The organism is Thioclava nitratireducens (genome assembly GCF_001940525.2).
Lineage (GTDB): Bacteria > Pseudomonadota > Alphaproteobacteria > Rhodobacterales > Rhodobacteraceae > Thioclava > Thioclava nitratireducens.
Genome location: NZ_CP019437.1, coordinates 3,639,964 through 3,658,254 on the forward strand (window position 1 = coordinate 3,639,964; position 18,291 = coordinate 3,658,254).

Sequence of the window (18,291 nt, forward strand, 5' to 3'; positions counted from 1 at the left end):
ATGACCGATCACAGCCGCCACCCCCGCGCGCTGACCCGCGTGGCCGATCTCGAACGCGACGGGCTGACCGCCTCGGGGGTGCGCGTCGATCTGGAGCGCGTCGCCAAGGAATTCCGCATCCGCGTGACACCCGAGATGCGTGGGGCCATCGCCGATCCGACCGATCCGGTGGCCGCGCAATTCGTGCCCTCCGCGGCGGAGTTGGTGACCCGCGCCGAAGAAATGGAAGACCCCATCGGCGACGATGCCCATTCCCCAGCGCCCGGGCTGACGCATCGCTATCCGGACCGGGTGATCCTGCACATCACCAAGACCTGCGATGTTTATTGCCGCTTCTGCTTCCGCCGCGAGACGGTGGGGGAGAACGGGCCGCTGCCGGAAGACCAATTGACGCAGGCGCTCGACTATATCGCCGCGACCCCGGCCATTCGCGAGGTGATCCTGACCGGAGGCGATCCGCTGACGCTCTCGACGCGCAGGCTCGGCGCGGTGCTGGAGCGTCTTTCCGGCATCCCCCATCTCGACCAGGTCCGGCTCCACACCCGCGTTCCGGTCGTCGCGCCAGAGCGCATCACCGATCAGCTTTGCGCTCTGTTGCGCAATGCGCCTACTGCGTGGATCGTGCTGCATACCAACCACGCGCAGGAACTTACGCCTGTCGCTCACGACGCCATCGCCCGACTTGTCGATCGCGGCATCCCAATGCTGTCGCAAACCGTACTGCTGCGGGGCATCAACGACAGTGCCGACGCGTTGGAGGGCCTGTTCCGCGCCCTGACCAAGCTGCGCGTCAAACCCTATTACCTGCACCATTGCGACCTCGCGCGCGGTACCTCGCATTTCCGCACCACCATCGCGGAAGGCCGCGCGCTGATGGCCGAGCTGCGCCGCCGCTGCTCGGGCACCATGCTGCCGACCTATGTGCTCGACATCCCCGGTGGGCATGGCAAAGTGCCGATCACGTCCGACCATTTCACGCCGGGGGACAGTCCCGGAGACTGGCATGTGACCGACCGACGCGGCACGGTGCATGCATATCGCGATCCCGCGACCCGTTAACGCGCCCTCTTCCGCTTTGCCAAGCACGCAGCTAGGTTGCCTCCCATGAAATGGACCCTTCCCAATATCCTGACCGTGCTCAGGCTCTTGGCTGCCCCGGGCGTGGCGGTCATGTTCCTCTATTTCTCGCGGCCCTGGGCCGACTGGCTGGCGCTCGCGCTGTTCATCGGCGCAGCAATCACCGACTGGTTCGATGGCTACCTTGCCCGGGCGTGGAAACAGGAGAGCCGCTTCGGCGCGATGCTCGACCCGATCGCAGACAAGGCGATGGTGGTGATCGCGCTTGTGGTGCTGACCGGCTACTCGGGCATGAACCCCTGGCTGATCCTGCCCGCCACCGTGATCCTGTTCCGCGAGGTCTTCGTCTCGGGGCTGCGCGAATTCCTCGGCGCGGATGCCGGGCGGCTGCGGGTGACCAAGCTCGCGAAGTGGAAAACGACCGCGCAGATGGTGGCGATCGCCGTGCTGTTCCTCGGTACCGGGCTCGCCTATCTCGAACAGGGTCAGGCCCCGCGCGCGGGGGAAGGTGATATCCGCATGGGCGCCACCCCCGCCGATGTCGCGACCCATGTGGGGCTTGCGCTGATCTGGATCGCCGCCGTGCTGACCGCGATCACCGGCTGGGACTATTTCCGCAAGGCCCTGCCCTATCTGAAGGAGCCGAGCCATGATTGACGTTCTCTATTTCGCATGGGTCCGCGAGCGGATCGGCCTGCCGAGGGAAAAGGTCGAGACCGAGGCAAAAACAGTGGCCGATCTGGTCGAGGAGCTGAAAGCGCGCGAGCCGCGCTACGAGGCGGCCTTTGCCGACATCTCGGCGCTGCGGGTCGCGCTCGATCAGGATCTTGCAGAGTTCGATGCGCCGCTCGAAGGTGTGCGCGAGGTGGCCTTCTTCCCGCCGATGACGGGAGGCTGAGATGAAAGTCTCCGTTCAGGCCGAGCCCTTCGATCTGGGCGCAGAGCTTGCCGATTTCGGCACGGGCCGCGCGGATGTCGGCGCGGTCGTCAGCTTCACCGGCATCGTGCGCGACGACACCGGCGCGATGGACGCCTTGGAGCTGGAGCATTACCCCGGCATGACCGAGCGCGCGATCGCGGGTATCGTGGATCAGGCGGTCGAGCGTTGGTCCCTGTCGGACGTGACCGTGATCCACCGCCATGGACGTCTCGTCGTGGGCGAGCAAATCATGATGGTCGCCACCGCCGCACGCCACCGCGTCGCTGCCTTCGAGGCGGCCGAATTCCTGATGGATTACCTGAAATCCCGCGCGCCCTTCTGGAAGAAGGAACACGGGCCCGAAGGCACCTCCTGGGTCGCCGCGAAGGATGAGGATGAGGACGCGCTGAAACGCTGGTGATCAGTCGCCCAGCTTTGCGTGCACCTCGTCCAGATCGACCTCGCCCACCGGCATCTTGTTATCCGGATCGTCGAAATCGTATTGGAACAGCTGGAAATCCTTCTTGTAGATTTCCCAGATCAGGTGGCGCGAGAGGTCGTCGAAGTAATCGCTGACCTTATGCGCACGCTTCGGCCCGTGCCCTTCGGATTCGTTGAACCGCGGCACGTCGGCCAGATCGACCTTCACCGGCGTCTCGACCGCGTCGAGCACCGACTGCATCCCTTCGTTGAATTTCTCGGTGAAGAAGATGTTGTCGTAGCTCCCGCCATTGACGATGAAGGTCGAGATATGGCCCGACATGGCCGACCAGTGAATGTCCGGCTCCATCGGGCGGCGCCAGCGGATCGTGTCGCGCGCGAACAGCAAGAAGCGGCGGAACGAGGCGATCTGGTCGAAATCGAAGTTATCTTCCGGCGAGCCGACCTCAATCCCGTACTTCTGCACGAGCTGCGGCACCAGATTTCCGCGATAGCGTTTGCCGTTGCGCTGGATGCCCGCGATCTTGTCGAAGAAGCTCGACAGGATGCGCTGATACGGGTTGCGAACGCAGGTGAAGGCGTAGCTTTTGTGCGCCACCACGTTCTCGGTGATCGGCGTCTGGCTTTCCTCCTGCGACCACTTATGCAGCCCGGTCTTGGAATCGTGGATGTCGCCGTCGAAGAATTTCCCGTGGTCGGAATAGAACATGATCTGCCCGATGGAGGAGCAGGCGCATTTCGGCACGACGCGATACACCATGCTTTCGCTCTCGGTCATCCAGGTTCCGGGAAATCCCATTCAAAGCCCTCCAGAAGGTCGCGCACCCGTGAATGGGTGACGCAGACATAATAAATATCGAGTAAAGAGCAAAGAAACCCTGTCTTTTCAACGCTCATTCCGGCTAACAAGTCGGATAATACCAGCAAGTGACAGCGCATCGTTTCCCGTATGGCCCGAATCGCCTTTATTCTTCTGACCCATAAGGACCCGGACGGGATCATCGCTCAGGCGGAACGACTGACGCAGACCGGCGATTATGTGGCGATCCATTTCGATGCCCGCGCCAAACCAGAGCATTACCGCAAGCTGCGCAGCGCGCTCGATGCCAATCCCAATGTCACCTTCGCGAAAAAGCGCGTCAAATGCGGCTGGGGCGAATGGAGCCTCGTCGCCGCGACCCTGGAGGCGGTAAAAGCCGCCGTCGCCGATTTCCCGCGCGCCACGCATTTCTACATGCTCTCGGGCGATTGCATGCAGATCAAATCGGCCGAATACGCGCATGACTTTCTCGACGCAGAAGAGGTCGATTACATCGAAAGCTTCGACTTCTTTTCGTCTGGCTGGATCAAGACCGGGATGAAGGAGGACCGGCTGGTCTATCGCCACTGGTTCAACGAGCGCAATCAACCCAAGCGGTTCTACCTTGCCTATAACCTGCAGAAACGGCTGAAGCTATCGCGCGAGGTGCCGCGCGATCTGCAGATGATGATCGGCTCGCAATGGTGGTGCCTGCGGCGGCGCACGATGGAGCAGGTGCTCGATTTCATCAAGGCGCGGCCCGATGTGATGCGGTTCTTCCGCACGACATGGATTCCGGACGAGACCTTCTTTCAGACCATCGTCCACCACCTGATCCCCGAGACCGAGATCCGTGCCCGGACGCTGACCTTCCTGATGTTCACCGATTACGGGATGCCGGCGAATTTCTACAACGACCATTACGACCTGCTGCTCGCTCAGGATTACCTTTTCGCGCGCAAGATCAGCCCCGAGGCGAAGGAGCTGAAGCAGCGTCTGGGCGAGCTGTGGACACGCGAGGGCGTCCAATTCGCCGTCTCGAACGAAGGCCGCGCGCTGCATCGCTTCCTGACCGGGCGCGGTCGCGTCGGCCGTCGCTTCGCACCGCGCTTCTGGGAGGCGGAGGCGACCTTGGGGCGCGAACGCACGCTGACCCTGATCCTGTGCAAGAAATGGCATGTCGCGAAGCGGCTGGTGGCCGAGTTCCGCAAACGCTCCTCGATCCCCGCGCTCGATTACGTTTTCAACGAGATGGCCCCCCTGCCCGATCTCGGCGGCATCGAGACCAGCCCCGAAAAGCGCAACCGTCACCGCCGCGCCCTGATGCGGATGGTGTTCGACCATGAGAACGCCGACCGCATGGTGATCTGCGTCGATCCGGCCGAGCTTGACGTGATCGAGGATTTCACCCGCGACAAATGCCAGACCCGCATCCTCGAGATCGAGTGCCAGTTCTCCGACGACTATCTCAAGGGGCACGCGCAACGCGTGGGCCTCGCTGGGCATCATACTCCGCCGCAGGTGCTCGATCAGATGCTGCCGACGATCCGCGCCGACCTGCATCATGAATCCGAACGGCTCCGCGATGCCGAGTTCGAGAATTACGCGCTCATGCGCGAGGGCGGCGAGATCGAGGACAACGCACGCGCGCTGGCCCATGCGCTCGACATCCCCTCCGATATGGCGCAGGAATTGGCCGAACTCGACTACATCTTCCGCGACTGAGGAGAGAGGCCATGGCCTATACCTATGACGACCAGAACATCTTCGCCAAGATCCTGCGCGGCGAGATTCCGAACGACACAGTTCTGGAGACCGAGCATACGCTGGCCTTCCGCGACATCGCCCCGAAAGCGCCCGAGCATGTGCTGGTGATCCCGAAAGGCGCCTATGTCGCGCTCGATCATTTCTGCGCCGAAGCCAGCGATGCAGAGATCGTCGATTTCCACCGCACCGTGGCCGAGGTCTGCAAGATGACCGGCGCGAGCCCGGGCGAAGGCGGCGAGGGCTATCGCGGCATCACCAATGCGGGCGAGAATGGCGTGCAGGAAGTGCCGCATTACCATCTGCATATCCTCGCAGGTCGCCCGCTCGGGCCGATGCTGTTGATGCGTTAAGGTTGGCGGCGCGCCCTGATCCCGGGCGCGCCGGACAGGCTCAAATGAGCCCGCGATCCGCGAACAGCGCCTTCACATCCACTTCCGGGCGCGCGCCATAATGGCCGATCACCTCGGCCGCCGCGGCGCAGCCCATCTTGCCCGCGGTCTCGAGGTTCTGCCCCGTCGCGTAGCCATAGAGGAAGCCCGCCGCGAACTGATCCCCCGCGCCCGTCGCATCGACCGGCACCACGCGCTTGACCGGAACCGTGGCACGCTCCTCGCCACGGATCAGGATCACGTCGTCGCCCGAGCGGGTGCAGACCACCAGCTCACATTCCTCAGCGGCCTGTTTCAGCGCCGCATCCAGATCGGTCTGGTAGAGCGATTCCCATTCGTGCTGGTTGCCGATCACGTAATCCATCTGGTCGCGCACGAGACGGCGGAAATCGGCGCGGTGACGGTCGACGCAGAACGGGTCCGACAGCGCGATCCCCGCCTTGCCGCCGCCCCGGTGACAGCCCTGCGCCGCCTTCAGGAATGCGGCCTTCCCGTGATCCTTGTCGAAGAGATAACCTTCGAGGAACAGGATCTGCGTGTTCTCGACCACCTCGAGGCTTACATCCTCGGTCGAGACCTCAGCCGAAATCCCCAGATAGGTGTTCATCGAACGCTCACCGTCCGGCGTCACGAAGATCATCGAGCGCGAGGTCGGCAGCTCGCCATCCTTCACCGGCGGGTTCGGGAAATCCGTGCCCTCGCCATGCAGAGCCGCCTCATAGAAGCGGCCCAGCGTGTCGTCGCGCACCCGGCCGATAAAGGCGGTGGTCAGGCCCAGATTGCCCAGCCCCGCGATCGTGTTGCCGACCGAGCCGCCCGGCGCCTGCGTGCGTTCTTTCATCGCGCCGTACAGCGTTTCGCCGCGCTCGCGCTCGATCAGCTGCATGATGCCTTTCTCGATGCCCATATGCTCGAGAAAGCTGTCGTCGCATTGCGCGATCACGTCCACGACGGCATTGCCGATGCCGACGACCTGATACTGTTTCAAAGGTTTTTCTCCTCAAACTGGCACAGATCCTTGATCGGACAGGCCTGACATTTGGGTTTGCGCGCCACGCAGATATAGCGACCGTGCAGGATCAGCCAGTGATGGGCGTGGCGCTGGTATTCGACGGGCACGTTGTCTTCGATGGCGCGCTCGACCGCGTCGACATCCTTGCCCGGGCAGATGCCGCTGCGATTGCCGACCCGGAAGATATGCGTATCGACCGCCTGCGCGGGATGGCCGAACCACATGTTCAGCACGACATTCGCGGTCTTGCGCCCCACGCCCGGCAGCGATTGCAGCGCGGCACGCGAGGATGGCACCTCGCCGTTATACTGATCGACGAGGATCTGGCTCAGCTTGATGACGTTCTTCGCCTTCTGCCGAAAGAGACCGATCGTCTTGATATGCTCGGTCACGCCCTCAAGGCCCAGCTCCAGCATCTTCTCGGGCGTGTCGGCCACGGCGAATAGCTTTCGCGTCGCCTTGTTCACGCCCGCATCGGTCGCCTGCGCGGACAGCGCCACGGCCACCACGAGCGTATAGGCGTTGACGTGCTCGAGCTCCCCCTTGGGATGGGGCTCGGAGGCTTCGAACCGCGCGAAGACCTCTTTCATCGTGGCATAATCGAATTGCTTGGCCATGCTTTCCTAATGCCCGCCACGCGCGCGAAGGGCAAGGCCACGCGAAACCGCAGCTTTCGGGTCGCGCGCCTGCCGCCCGCGTCCTAGGATCGGGGAAAGCCCAAGAGGTGCGTGATGAACGACCACAGCGACATCGCCGACAGCTACCACTATCAGGTCATCGCCCGCGCGCTGGACGAGATCGACGCGGCGCAGGCGGCGGGCGAATTGCTGACGCTCGAGGCGATCTCGGCGCGGCTCTCGATGAGCCCCGCGCATTTCCAGCGGCTGTTCTCTGCCTGGGTCGGGGTCTCTCCGAAACGCTACCAGCAATATCTGACGCTCGACTTCGTGCGCGAGTTACTCAGCCAACGCCTGCCGCTCGACGAGGTGGCGGACCGTGCGGGACTGTCCGGCACGGGCCGTCTGCACGATCTGGTTCTGCGCTGGGAGGCGATGACGCCTGGCGCCTTCGCGCGTGGCGGCGAAGGCGTCGCGATCCGCTGGGGACGGTTCGACAGCCCCTTCGGCCCGGTGATCGCGATGGGCACGGATCAGGGGCTTTGCGGCATGGGCTTCACCGCCGAGATGGGCGAGCAGGAGACATTTGACGATCTCGCCCGCCGCTGGCCCGAGGCCCGATTCACCGAAGACCCCGAGCCGCTGCGTCCTTGGGTCGACGCCGCCTTCTCCCGCCATGGTGAGGCGAAGCTGACGCTGATCGGCGCGCCCTTCCAGATCAAGGTGTGGGAGGCGCTGCTCTCGATCCCCTCGGGACAGGTCACGACCTATTCCGACATCGCCGAGGCGATCGGCCACCCGAAAGCGGTCCGCGCCGTCGGCACCGCCGTAGGCCGCAACCCGATTTCCTTCCTGATTCCCTGCCACCGCGCCTTACGCAAATCGGGCGGATTGGGCGGCTATCACTGGGGTTTGGGCGTCAAACGCGCGATTCTGGGCTGGGAAGGCGCCCGCGCAGAGGCAGATTGAGCGTCGCTCCGCCGCTTCTACCGGCAGATGATGCGCGGAATTCCGCGCTTCGCGAAAAGGGCATGGAACCTGCGCGTTTTTTACGCGTATCTTCCGTCAAGCCTCGAAACATGGGGCGACCAGAGAAGGCAGAGACAGAACATGACCACCGTTCTCAAGACCAAAACCATTCTTCTGAGTGCCGCCGCAGCGATGGCGCTCACCGCTTGTGTGCCGGGCGGCTATACCGGGGCGAACAACCCCGACCAGAGCCCGAACGCAAATCGCAATGCCGGTGCGATCACCGGTGCGCTGATCGGCGGCGCCCTCGGCGCGAAAAGCAAAGGCGACGAGAAGCTGACCAAAGCCGCAGCCGGCGCAATCGTCGGCGGCGTGATCGGCGGCGCGATCGGTTCGCAGCTTGACCGTCAGGCACAGGAACTGCGTCGCGACCTGACCACCAACGGCGTCAGCGTCGTGCGTCAGGGCAACCAGCTGATCGTGACCATGCCGCAAGACGTGCTCTTCGCGACCGACAGCGCAGCCGTGCGCCCCGATCTGCAGCGCGATCTGTACACGCTCGCCGGCAGCCTTAACCGCTATCCGGATACCACCGTCGAGGTCGTCGGCCACACCGACAACACCGGCGATGCGGCCTACAACATGCGCCTTTCGCGTCAGCGCGCGCAGTCGGTGGCCAATGTCCTCATCAATGGCGGCGTCCCGAGCTACCGCGTCATCCCGACCGGTCGTGGCGAGGATCAGCCCATCGCGAGCAACCTCACGCCGGAAGGCCGTCAGGCCAACCGCCGGGTCGAATTCATCATTCGTCCGAACAACTAAATCGCTCATCAGAGCGGGAAAAGGGCCGGGAAATCCCGGCCTTTTTTCATTGCCTACCCCCTGATCTGGTCATACATCTTGACCACATGGAGGGGGAAATGCCGTTTCAGAAGATTGAATCCGAGAAGCTCGCGAATGCCGTCGTGCGCCAGATCGAGCAGCTCATCCTGCAGGGCATCCTGCGCCCAGGAGAGCGCCTCCCCTCGGAGCGAGAGCTCTCCGAGCGTCTCGGCGTGTCGCGCCCAAGTCTGCGCGAAGCGGTCGCGGAGCTGCAGGAATCCGGCCTTCTGACGACCCGCGCCGGGGCGGGCATCTATGTCGCCGAAGTGCTCGATTCCGCCTTTTCGCCCGCCCTGATCCGGCTCTTTGCCCGCAACGACCAGGCGCTGTTCGATTACATCTCGTTCCGCCGCGACATGGAGGGACTGGCCGCCGAACGCGCCGCGCAATGCGGTTCGGACACCGATCTCGAAGTGATCCAGACCCTGTTCTCTCAGATGGAAGCGGCCCATTCAAAGCGCAATCCCACGCAGGAAGCGCAGCTCGATGCGCAGTTCCACATGGCGATCATCGAGGCGAGCCATAACGTCATCATGATCCATATGATGCGCGCGATGTTCGATCTTCTGGCCGAAGGCGTGTTCTACAACCGCTCCATGATGTTCAAGAACCGCGGCACGCGCAGCAAGCTGCTCGACCAGCACCGCGCGATCAACGATGCGATCCAGCGCCGCGACGCCAACTCCGCGCGCAAGGCCATCGCGGCCCATATGGAATTCGTCGAGGTCGAGATGGCGGCGATGCGCCGGGCCGAGCGCAATGAGGCCACCGCGCGATTACGTCTCGAACATAACCGCTGAATAAAGAAAAACCCCGGCCCATCGGACCGGGGTTTTCAATGTCACCCGTAAGGGAAGATCAGTTCAGGCGCTGTTCGACTTCCGAAAGCGAGCTGTCGATCATCGCGGCGCGGTCCGACGCGCTCAGCTGCTTGGCGAGCACATCGCCAGCGGCGGCCACGGCGACCGACACGGCGCGGTCCTTGACCTCTTTCAGAGCCTGCGCCTCGGCCGAGGCGATCTGCTCGTCAGCGGCCTTCAGGCGGCGCTCGATCGAGACCTTCAGATCTTCCTTGGCCTTCTCTGCGGCGGCTTCGGCGTCGCGCTTGGCGGCGGCAACGATCTGGTCGGCCTGCCCCTGCACTTCGCGCGCCTTGCGCTCGTAGCTGGCCAGAACCGCCTGTGCCTCGTCACGCAGCTTGCGAGCTTCGTCGAGATCCGAACGGATGTTCGCCGCACGCTTGTCGAGCATCTTGCCCAGCGTCGCCGGCACCTTCGCGTAGAGCACGATGGCCACGAAGATGATGAAGGCGATGGTCACGATGAAATTCGTGTTCCACAGCGAGAAGAACGGACCAGTTGCCGCGAAGGCGGGCTGTGCCGCCACGAGCGGAAGGAGAAGCGAGAGTTTCTTCATCGTCTTACCCTTTCAGCCGTTGTTCGACAGCTGCGTTCACAGCCGCTGCGTCCGAGTTGCCACCCAGAGCCGCGACGATCTCGCCGGCGGTATCCTTGGCGACCTGATCGACCGCTGCAAGTGCGCCGTCCCGGATTTCCGCGATGCGCGCTTCCGATTCCGCGGAGCGTGCCGCGATCTCGGCATCTGCCTTGGCGATGGCCGCGTCGAGGTCCTTCTGGATCTCGGCCTTGGTTTCGCCTGCGATCTTCTGCGCCTGAGCGCGTGCTTCAGCCAGAGCTTTCTCGTAAGCGGCTTCGGCCTCTTCGGCCTTGCGCTTGAAGTCCTCGGCTGCGGCGATGTCACCCGCGATCGTGCCCTGACGGTCGGCGAGAACTGCCTCGATCCGGGGCAGTGCGATGCGCGTCAGCAGCCAGTAGATCGCGACGAGAGCGACCAGAAGCCAGAAGATCTGGTTCGGGTAGCTCGAGAAGTCGAGCTGCGGCATGCCGCCCTGCTGCGCGGAATGTGCCGCGCCTTGGGCCGCATCAGCGGCTGCGTGCGCCGTATTTTGCGTTTCGCTTGCCATGTCGTCCCTCGACCCTGATCACAAATCCCCTTGCGGGTCACGGGATGGGCTCCGAATGAGCCCACCCGCCCTCAAGGAAAAGCGTGCTGGATCAGACTGCGAACATCAGCAGCAGAGCGACGAGGAACGAGAAGATCCCGAGCGCTTCTGCGAAGGCGATGCCGATGAAGAGGGTCGCGGTCTGGCCAGCGGCGGCCGAGGGGTTGCGCAGGGCACCCGACAGGAAGTTGCCGGCAACGTTGCCCACACCGATAGCCGAGCCGCCCATGCCCATGCAGGCCAGACCAGCGCCGATGTAAGCACCCATTTGAACGATATTGCCTTCCATTGTCGTAACTCCTTGAGGTTGGAAGTGGCAGAAACTTGGTGAACTGGTTCGATCCGCTATCCGGTCAGTGTGCCGGGTGCAGCGCGTCGCGCAGGTAGACGCAGGTCAGGATCGTGAAGACATAGGCCTGGATGAAGGCCACGAGAACTTCGAGCCCGTACATCGCGGTGATCGCGAGGATCGACAGCGGGGTCACAGCGAGGCCGACGCCGGAGAACAGGATCAGCGGCGCGAAGGCGGCGAACACTTTCATAACCGCGTGGCCGGCCATCATGTTGCCCGCAAGACGAATGGAGTGGCTGACGGGACGCACGAAGTAGGAGATCACCTCGATGATCGCGAGGATCGGGCGCAGCGCCAGCGGGGCCGAAGCCACCCAGAACAGGCTCAGGAAGCCCGCGCCGTTCTTGACGAAACCGATGACGGTCACCGCAACGAACACCGCGACTGCCAGCAGACCGGTCACCGCGATATGCGAAGTCGTGGTGAAGCCGCGCGGCAGCAGGCCGAGGAAGTTCGAGAAGACGATGAACAGGAAGACCGTGAAGATATAGGGGAAGAACTTCAGCGCGTCCTTGCCCGCCACGTCCTCGACCATCTTGTGGATGAAGCCGTAGGACAGCTCGGCGATCGACTGGGCGCGCGAGGGTACCACGGCGCGGCCACGGGTGCCGATGACCAGCATGAAGAAGATCGCCAGAACGGCAATCGCCATCCACAGCGTCGCATTGGTCGGCGTGTACCAGTGAACCGGACCCTCGCCGAAGAGGGGCTTAACGATGAACTGATCCATCGGGTGGAAGGTCAGTTCACTGCGCATTTCCTGTTCAAGATTTGCCACGGTCGTCTTCCTCTTCATCGGCCATGTCGGCCGCACGCTCTTCGTTCATTTCCTTGGCCGAGCGAAGCATCACCTTCACCCCGGCCGCGAGCCCGAGAAGCGTGAACAGCACCATCATCCAAGGCATCGTGCCAAGCAGCACATCAAGCCCGTATCCGATGCCGAAGCCGATCCCCAGCCCCGAAACCATTTCGATCACCATACGCCAGGCCATGTTCGCCTGGGACAGATGATGATCGGCACGTTGCGGAGGCGGTTCTTGCGTCTTTCTCACTGCCGCAAGCTTCTTCTCAAGCGCTGCGAGGCGCTCGGGATCGGGCTCGTCGGAGCGGTGATCAGGCATGGTTCGGCCCCCACTCAGGTCCCAGCCGTGATAGCCGCGCCCCCAGCCTGAGTCAATTCCGGATAGCCCCTTGAAGGCACCGCGCAACCCATTGATCCGTAACGATTTTGAAAATAGGCATCAATTTCGCGCCGCGCCAAGCTCACGGGAATGCGAGCAAGGGCATATTCAACCGATCGGTTGACGTTTGTCGCGTACCGCCCCATCAAGGAGCGATGCTACCGCCGCCCGCCCCTTCTCTCGATGCGATCTTCGCCGCGCTCGCCGACCCGACCCGGCGGACGATCCTGACGATGCTGCTCGAAGACGACATGGCGGTGACCGACGTGGCAGAGCCCTTCGAGATGTCGCTCGCCGCGGTTTCCAAGCACCTCGCGATCCTGACCAATGCCGGGCTGATCTCGCAGGAGAAACGCGGCCGGGTGAAATGGTGCAAGCTGGAGCCGCTCGCAATGTCTGCCGCGACGACATGGATTCAGGGTTTCGGCCAGTTCGAACCGCTGGACTTCGATGCGTTCGAGAAATTCCTCGAAACCGAACTCGCGCAGGTCGAGATCGAACCTGTCGAGCCCTTGGAGACCGGGCGAAGCGACGCGCCGTCGAACAACGCGCCGCAACCCGATTAAATCGAACCCGCCTCGACCATGTAGTTGTTCGCGGTGCACATAGCCGCATCGTCGGACGCGAGGAACAGCACCATCCGCGCGACATATTCCGGCTGGATCAGATCCGGCAGGCATTGATTGCGACGATGATCCTCCAGCGCCTCGGGCGTCGCCCAGAGTGTTTTCTGCCGATCCGTCATGATCCAGCCCGGCACGACCGTGTTGACCCGGATGCGATGCCCGCCCAACTCGCGTGCCATCGTGCGGGTCAGCCCGTGCACCGCCGCTTTCGCCGTCGCGTAGGCCGGGAAACCGCTGCCGGCCTCCCACCACGAATTCGAGCCCATATTGATGATCGACCCCGCCCCTTTCGAGATCATGTCCGGCGCAACCGTCTGGATCGTGAAGAACATGTGGCGCAGGTTGGTGTGCTGGCGTTCGTCCCAGTACTCCGCATCGATCTCGCGCCAGTCGTGGCGGTCGTCGCGCGCGGCATTGTTCACCAGCACATCCGCGGTGCCGATCTTCTCGCGCAGCTGACCCAGCGCCCCCTTCATCGCGGCGATGTCGCGCAGGTCGCACAGCTCGTACTCGACGCCCAGCCGTTTCGCGACCGCCGCACTCCCCTCCGCATCGCGGTCGAGAAAGCCGACCTTCGCCCCCTGCGCGGCGAAGCCTTCGACGATCAGCGCTCCGATCCCGGAGGCGCCCCCGGTCACGATCACGGATTTGCCCTTCAGGCTCGGATAAGTGGCGAATTCCCGCATCTGTTCCTCCTCTTCTCGACGGGAGCATCGCGCCCGGGGTCGCGACTGTCCAGCCGGTGGCGGCGCGGCCCGCGTCACAAATCCTTCGCCCCTGCGTCAGCGGGCTGTCACAGCCCGGCGTATTATGACGCCCGAAGCGCCCCGAGCCGACGGTCTGCCGCCCGATGCACCGCGCCACCCTCTGGGCCTTCGTCATATCAAGTCTACCTTGGGGGTATATATGCCACGTCCTTCCCGTTCGATCACGCTTTGCGCGGCTCTCGCTGCCGCCGTTCTCTCCACTGCCCTGTTGGCTCCGGCCCATGCACAATCCGCCTCCGACGCGGGCGTGCTGAAGGTCGCGCTCTGGGGCGACGAGTTCTACAGCAAGGACCCGGAGGAAAAGGCGAACTGGATCGACCAGACCGTCGCCTCGATGAACGCACACGATCTCGACTTCACGATCTTCGCCGGCGACACCAAGAGCGGCAGCAGCGAGTGCACCGATCAGGCGATCGGGGCGGACGTGCAGGCGATCTTCAACCGCCTCGACATGCCGACACTCTACGCCCTCGGCGATAATGAATGGGTCGACTGCCACCGGACCAACAACGGCAGCTACGACCCGGTCGAGCGGCTGTCCTACCTGCGCAAGACCTTCTTTACTGCCGCGAAGTCGCAAGGCCAGAACCCGATCGACGTCGAACGTCAGGGCACGCCGGGCGAAGCTTACAGCGAGAACAGCCGTTTCGAGCGCGACAACGTCATGTTCGTGGCCCTCAACGTGCCGGGCAGCAACAACAACCTCGTCGTAACCGACAAGCAGTGCACCAAGAAATCCGACCGCACGCAGGCCGATTGCGATGCCGCAACTGCGGAATACGAAGCCCGCAATCCGAAGAACGTCGAATGGCTCAAGGAGTCCTTCGCGACGGCGCGCGAGAATAACGACGCGGGCATCCTGATCGACATTCAGGCCGACATCTTCTTCCCGTTCGAGCTAAGCGACGGCGGCTACGAAGAGGATTTCCTTCCGACCCTCGACGACAAGAACGGCTTCACCGACTTCTACAAGTCTCTCGTCGAGGAGACGCATAACTTCGAAGGTCAGGTCCTGCTGGTCCATGGCGACTCCCATTACTTCAAGGTCGACAAGCCGATGATCCAGCCCGATGGCCGCAGCACCGCGAACTTCACCCGCGTCGAGGTCTTCGGCAGCAGCGACAACAGCTGGGTCGAGATGACGGTCGATCCGAAATCCGACGCCGTGTTCTCGTTCCAGCCGGTGGTGCTGAAGCAGTAAGTCGCAGCTGCGGCGGAACAGGGCCGCCTCTCGAGCAGCTCACTCTGCCATATCAGCGACGGGCGACGGTTCATTCGTCGCCCGTGTTCCTTTTCCATCCTCAGCGGCGCGAAACGACGCACCCGCAATGTGAAAAGGCCGCCCCCGATGGAGCGGCCCTGATCTTTCGCAACGGCGACAACTTATTTGTGGTTGTCGTCTTCGTCCTCGTCCTCATTGTCGTCGGGCAGGTTGAAGAAGCTGTCCGCGTCCGAATAGTCGGCATTGTCCGCGGTCTCTTCCTCTTCCTCGGTCTCCTGTTTGAGATCGGAGGAGGAGAAGTTCTCCAGGCCGGCGATGCCCGAGGGCAGACGCGGTTCGTCGGGCATGCCCAGCGACTGCTCGGTCGAGACCAGCTTGCGGCGCTCGTCATCGCTCATCACGCCTTCGGCGGCGGCTTTCTTCGCGGCCTTCTGCACTTCGATATCCAGTTCCGACTGGCGGCAAAGACCCAGCGCGACCGGATCGATCGGGGTCATGTTCTGGATGTTCCAGTGCGTGCGCTCGCGGATCGACTGGATCGTGGGCTTGGTGGTGCCAACGAGACGCGCAATCTGCGCATCGGCCAGTTCCGGATGGAATTTCACCAGCCACAGGATCGCGTTCGGACGGTCCTGACGCTTCGACAGCGGGGTGTAGCGCGGGCCGCGACGCTTGTCCTCGCCCAGCGCCGCCTTGTTGAACTTCAGCTTCAGCTTGTGCAGCGGGTCTTTCTCGGCCTTGTCGATCTCTTCCTGATCGAGCTGGTTCGACGCGACTGGATCGAAGCCTTTCACGCCGGTGGCGACGTCACCATCGGCGATGCCCTGTACTTCCAGCTCGTGCAGGCCGCAGAAATCCGCGATCTGCTTGAAGCTGAGCGTCGTATTGTCCACCAGCCACACGGCGGTGGCCTTTGCCATCAGGGGCTTGTTCGTCATTGCAGCCATCCTTTACATATCTCTCCCGGGCCGAGAAATCGGCTGCGGCGCGAGATTTCCCTGCCGCGGTCCATTTCTGGAAGGGGAATTGCCGCCTCATATAGTCAATCGCGCGTCAGGAGAAAAGAGAAAATGACTCGTTTGAGCCTTCTGACCGCAGCCCTGCTTGCGCTTTCGACCCTCACATCCAGCGTCTCCGCCGAGGGCGAGCGCGCGGGCGATTTCGACTATTACCTCCTCTCGCTCAGCTGGTCGCCCACGTGGTGCGCGCTGACCGGCGACGCGCGCAACTCGCCGCAATGTGACCCGGCGGAGGATCGCGGCTTCGTGCTGCACGGGCTCTGGCCGCAATACGAGACCGGCTGGCCCAGCTTCTGCCGCACGCCGCAGCGCGATCCGTCGCGCCAGCAGACCGCAGCGATGGAGGACCTGACCGGCGCGCCGGGGCTGGCGTGGTACGAGTGGAAGAAGCACGGGCGCTGCTCGGGGCTGTCCGCCACGGATTACTTCGCGTTGGAGCGCAAGGCTTACGAGAGCATCGAAATTCCGCGCGTGCTGGCGAACCTCGACCGCGACGTAAGATTGCCCGCGAAAGTGGTCGAACAGGCGTTTCTCGAGGCCAATCCCGGCCTCGATGCCGACGAGATCACCATCACCTGCAAATCCGGACGCATCCAAGAAGCGCGCATCTGCCTGACCAAGGAGCTGGAGCCGCGCCGCTGCGGGGCCGATACGATCCGCGATTGCAGCCTGTCGAACGCGCTGATGGAAAAGGTGCGCTGAGGCGCTATTCGTCGAGCGGCGGCTGACGATCTTCCAGCGTCGGCAGCTTGTGTGTCGCCGCGACGTCGTGACTGTGATCTTCCTCCAGCTTGCCCGAGGAACAGATCCACGCTTTCGCCTGCTCGAGCTCGCTGAGATGAAACAGCTTGACCGTGCCGGGGATCATCGGCGCGAAGGCCTGAATGCCCCAGCGGATCCAGTCGACATCGCTGACCAGCGCCACGGCGGCGAAATCGCCCAGATGCGACAGGCCCAGCTTGGTGTCGTCCCATGCTCCCTTCGCAGTGTAGCCGTCGAATTCTTCCCCGATGATATAGAGCAGCTTCACCTTTCCCTCGGCGGCGATCTTCTTCTCCACCGCCGGGATCAGGTGTTTTTCGTAGGCTTCCGCACCGATCGTGCCCTTGGCTTCGAAAGCCAGCACATCCGCCGGAAATCCGTCCAGAAATTCAAAGCGTCCTTCGCTCATGACTGCCTCCCCTCGTTGGTTCGCGCGCGCCGCAAGCATACACCCGGCGCGCGCGTGACGAAAGTTCAGCCGCCCGCAACTTCCAACACGATCTTGCCAATATGCTGGCTCGTCTCCATCCGGGTATGGGCTTTTGCGGCCTCGGCCAGCGGGAAGCTGCTGTCATGGATCACCCGCAGCTTGCCCGAATTGATCATCGGCCAGACATTGGCGCGCAATTGCCGCGCGATCTCTGCCTTGGCCGCAACCGATTGCGGGCGCAGCGTCGCTCCGGTAAGCGTCAGCCGCTTCGCCATGACCTGCGCAAAATTGATTTCAGCCTTCGGACCGCCGAGGAAAGCGATGAAGACCAGCCGCGCGTCATCGGCCATCGCCTTGATGTTGCGCGCGATATAGTCGCCGCCCACCATGTCGAGCACGAGGTTCGCCCCGCCTTCGGCCTTCAGCACGTCGACGAAATCGCCGGTCTTGTAGTTGATCGCGGTCGCGCCGAGTTCTTCGCAGACCGCGCATTTCTCCGCTGACCCGGCGGTGGTGAACACCCGCGCACCCAGCGCCGTCGCGATCTGGATCGCGGTGGTGCCGATTCCCGACGAGCCGCCATGCACGAGGAACCGCTCGCCCGCCTGCAAGCCGCCGCGCATCACAACGGTCGACCAGACGGTGAAGCAGGTCTCGGGAAGGCAGGCCGCCGATTTCAGATCGAGCCCGGCGGGCACGGGTAACGCATGTTCCGCCGGGCAGGTCGCGTATTCCGCGTATCCGCCACCGGGCAGCAGCGCACAGACCTCGTCGCCAATCTCCCAATCGGTGACGCCCGGGCCGATCGCCGCGACCCGACCCGAGCATTCCAGTCCCGGCAGATCCGACGCGCCGGGCGGCGGATTGTAGGCGCCCGCACGCTGCAGCGCGTCCGGGCGGTTCACTCCGGCATAGGCCACCTCGATCAGGATCTCGCCATGTCCCGCGACCGGCACGGCGCGGGTCACTTCCTTCAGCACCTCCGGCTCGCCATGTTCGGAAATCTCGACGCAGCGCATCTCGGTCGGCATCTCGAC

24 protein-coding genes are annotated in these 18,291 nt (G+C 63.4%); 12 read left to right on the forward strand and 12 right to left on the reverse strand.

The genetic code is table 11. The features are described 5' to 3' along the window. The 4 genes from BMG03_RS17405 to BMG03_RS17420 are packed head-to-tail and all read left to right on the forward strand — an operon-like array spanning position 1 to position 2,417. A complete protein-coding gene (locus BMG03_RS17405) occupies positions 1-1,059 on the forward strand; it encodes a lysine-2,3-aminomutase-like protein (RefSeq protein WP_075773913.1) in 1,059 nt (352 codons plus the stop codon). Between the two features lie 45 nt (positions 1,060-1,104). Beyond that, positions 1,105-1,734 carry a CDP-diacylglycerol--glycerol-3-phosphate 3-phosphatidyltransferase gene (pgsA, locus tag BMG03_RS17410; protein ID WP_075773912.1) on the forward strand — a complete coding sequence of 210 codons (630 nt, stop codon included), beginning with the start codon at positions 1,105-1,107 and terminating at the stop codon, positions 1,732-1,734. Then, on the forward strand, positions 1,727-1,975 hold the full coding sequence (gene moaD, locus BMG03_RS17415; protein WP_075773911.1) for a molybdopterin converting factor subunit 1: 249 nt from the start codon (positions 1,727-1,729) through the stop codon (positions 1,973-1,975). Before pgsA ends, moaD begins: the two co-directional genes overlap by 8 nt. 1 nt (position 1,976) lies before the next feature. Continuing rightward, a complete protein-coding gene (locus BMG03_RS17420) occupies positions 1,977-2,417 on the forward strand; it encodes a molybdenum cofactor biosynthesis protein MoaE (RefSeq protein WP_075773910.1) in 441 nt (146 codons plus the stop codon). Here BMG03_RS17420 and BMG03_RS17425 read toward each other — a convergent pair whose 3' ends face one another. Next, entirely contained in the window at positions 2,418-3,236 is an 819-nt protein-coding gene (locus tag BMG03_RS17425) for a sulfotransferase family protein (protein ID WP_075773909.1), read from the reverse strand. A 150-nt stretch (positions 3,237-3,386) separates the two neighbouring features. Here BMG03_RS17425 and BMG03_RS17430 point away from each other — a divergent pair, with 150 nt between their 5' ends. Together BMG03_RS17430 and BMG03_RS17435 are read left to right on the forward strand one after the other, a co-directional pair. After that, complete coding sequence (locus BMG03_RS17430) at positions 3,387-4,961, forward strand: DUF5928 domain-containing protein (RefSeq protein ID WP_075773908.1); 1,575 nt, start codon at positions 3,387-3,389, stop codon at positions 4,959-4,961. A gap of 11 nt (positions 4,962-4,972) precedes the next feature. Then, complete coding sequence (locus BMG03_RS17435) at positions 4,973-5,353, forward strand: HIT domain-containing protein (RefSeq protein WP_075773907.1); 381 nt, start codon at positions 4,973-4,975, stop codon at positions 5,351-5,353. Positions 5,354-5,393: 40 nt separating this feature from the next. On the opposite strand, the gene BMG03_RS17440 is transcribed toward BMG03_RS17435, so the two are convergent. Further along, positions 5,394-6,380: an adenosine kinase gene (locus tag BMG03_RS17440; protein ID WP_075773906.1), complete on the reverse strand. Its 987-nt coding sequence runs from the start codon at positions 6,378-6,380 to the stop codon at positions 5,394-5,396. After that, on the reverse strand, positions 6,377-7,021 hold the full coding sequence (gene nth, locus BMG03_RS17445) for an endonuclease III (RefSeq protein WP_075773905.1): 645 nt from the start codon (positions 7,019-7,021) through the stop codon (positions 6,377-6,379). Before nth ends, BMG03_RS17440 begins: the two co-directional genes overlap by 4 nt. Positions 7,022-7,135: 114 nt before the next feature. Here nth and BMG03_RS17450 point away from each other — a divergent pair, with 114 nt between their 5' ends. From BMG03_RS17450 to BMG03_RS17460, 3 genes are all read left to right on the forward strand, one after another. Next, entirely contained in the window at positions 7,136-7,990 is an 855-nt protein-coding gene (locus BMG03_RS17450) for a bifunctional helix-turn-helix domain-containing protein/methylated-DNA--[protein]-cysteine S-methyltransferase (protein WP_075773904.1), read from the forward strand. A 141-nt stretch (positions 7,991-8,131) separates the two neighbouring features. After that, complete coding sequence (locus BMG03_RS17455; RefSeq protein WP_075773903.1) at positions 8,132-8,812, forward strand: YiaD family glycine zipper/OmpA-like lipoprotein; 681 nt, start codon at positions 8,132-8,134, stop codon at positions 8,810-8,812. 98 nt (positions 8,813-8,910) lie between these two features. After that, positions 8,911-9,672 (forward strand): FadR/GntR family transcriptional regulator, encoded by a 762-nt coding sequence (locus BMG03_RS17460; protein WP_075773902.1) that lies wholly within the window; start codon positions 8,911-8,913, stop codon positions 9,670-9,672. Between the two features lie 58 nt (positions 9,673-9,730). Here the strand turns inward: BMG03_RS17460 and BMG03_RS17465 are convergent, their stop codons facing one another. From BMG03_RS17465 to BMG03_RS17485, 5 genes are all read right to left on the reverse strand, one after another. After that, entirely contained in the window at positions 9,731-10,288 is a 558-nt protein-coding gene (locus tag BMG03_RS17465) for a F0F1 ATP synthase subunit B (protein ID WP_075773901.1), read from the reverse strand. A gap of 4 nt (positions 10,289-10,292) precedes the next feature. Further along, a complete protein-coding gene (locus tag BMG03_RS17470) occupies positions 10,293-10,856 on the reverse strand; it encodes a F0F1 ATP synthase subunit B' (RefSeq protein ID WP_075773900.1) in 564 nt (187 codons plus the stop codon). A gap of 91 nt (positions 10,857-10,947) precedes the next feature. After that, positions 10,948-11,184: a F0F1 ATP synthase subunit C gene (locus tag BMG03_RS17475; protein ID WP_038144344.1), complete on the reverse strand. Its 237-nt coding sequence runs from the start codon at positions 11,182-11,184 to the stop codon at positions 10,948-10,950. A 64-nt stretch (positions 11,185-11,248) separates the two neighbouring features. Continuing rightward, positions 11,249-12,004, reverse strand: a complete 756-nt coding sequence (locus tag BMG03_RS17480) for a F0F1 ATP synthase subunit A (RefSeq protein ID WP_233243003.1) — start codon at positions 12,002-12,004, stop codon at positions 11,249-11,251. A 7-nt stretch (positions 12,005-12,011) separates the two neighbouring features. Then, positions 12,012-12,368 (reverse strand): AtpZ/AtpI family protein, encoded by a 357-nt coding sequence (locus tag BMG03_RS17485; protein WP_075773898.1) that lies wholly within the window; start codon positions 12,366-12,368, stop codon positions 12,012-12,014. 215 nt (positions 12,369-12,583) lie between these two features. Here BMG03_RS17485 and BMG03_RS17490 point away from each other — a divergent pair, with 215 nt between their 5' ends. Further along, positions 12,584-12,994, forward strand: a complete 411-nt coding sequence (locus BMG03_RS17490; RefSeq protein WP_075773897.1) for an ArsR/SmtB family transcription factor — start codon at positions 12,584-12,586, stop codon at positions 12,992-12,994. Here BMG03_RS17490 and BMG03_RS17495 read toward each other — a convergent pair. Further along, positions 12,991-13,740 (reverse strand): SDR family NAD(P)-dependent oxidoreductase, encoded by a 750-nt coding sequence (locus BMG03_RS17495; RefSeq protein WP_075773896.1) that lies wholly within the window; start codon positions 13,738-13,740, stop codon positions 12,991-12,993. The two genes, BMG03_RS17490 and BMG03_RS17495, sit on opposite strands and share 4 nt — an antisense overlap. 220 nt (positions 13,741-13,960) lie before the next feature. Here BMG03_RS17495 and BMG03_RS17500 point away from each other — a divergent pair, with 220 nt between their 5' ends. Then, complete coding sequence (locus tag BMG03_RS17500) at positions 13,961-15,022, forward strand: hypothetical protein (protein WP_075773895.1); 1,062 nt, start codon at positions 13,961-13,963, stop codon at positions 15,020-15,022. 182 nt (positions 15,023-15,204) lie between these two features. On the opposite strand, the gene BMG03_RS17505 is transcribed toward BMG03_RS17500, so the two are convergent. Continuing rightward, the gene (locus BMG03_RS17505) at positions 15,205-15,981 is read right to left on the reverse strand and encodes a DUF1013 domain-containing protein (RefSeq protein ID WP_075773894.1); all 777 of its coding nucleotides are present in this window, start codon (positions 15,979-15,981) and stop codon (positions 15,205-15,207) included. A gap of 132 nt (positions 15,982-16,113) precedes the next feature. Between BMG03_RS17505 and BMG03_RS17510 the strand changes: the two genes are divergently transcribed. After that, the gene (locus tag BMG03_RS17510; protein WP_077701320.1) at positions 16,114-16,764 is read left to right on the forward strand and encodes a ribonuclease T2 family protein; all 651 of its coding nucleotides are present in this window, start codon (positions 16,114-16,116) and stop codon (positions 16,762-16,764) included. A 4-nt stretch (positions 16,765-16,768) separates the two neighbouring features. Here the strand turns inward: BMG03_RS17510 and BMG03_RS17515 are convergent, their stop codons facing one another. Both BMG03_RS17515 and BMG03_RS17520 read right to left on the reverse strand, forming a co-directional pair. Continuing rightward, positions 16,769-17,233, reverse strand: a complete 465-nt coding sequence (locus tag BMG03_RS17515) for a SpoIIAA family protein (protein ID WP_075773893.1) — start codon at positions 17,231-17,233, stop codon at positions 16,769-16,771. A gap of 65 nt (positions 17,234-17,298) precedes the next feature. Further along, complete coding sequence (locus BMG03_RS17520; RefSeq protein ID WP_075774309.1) at positions 17,299-18,285, reverse strand: NAD(P)H-quinone oxidoreductase; 987 nt, start codon at positions 18,283-18,285, stop codon at positions 17,299-17,301. Positions 18,286-18,291: the final 6 nt, after the last annotated feature.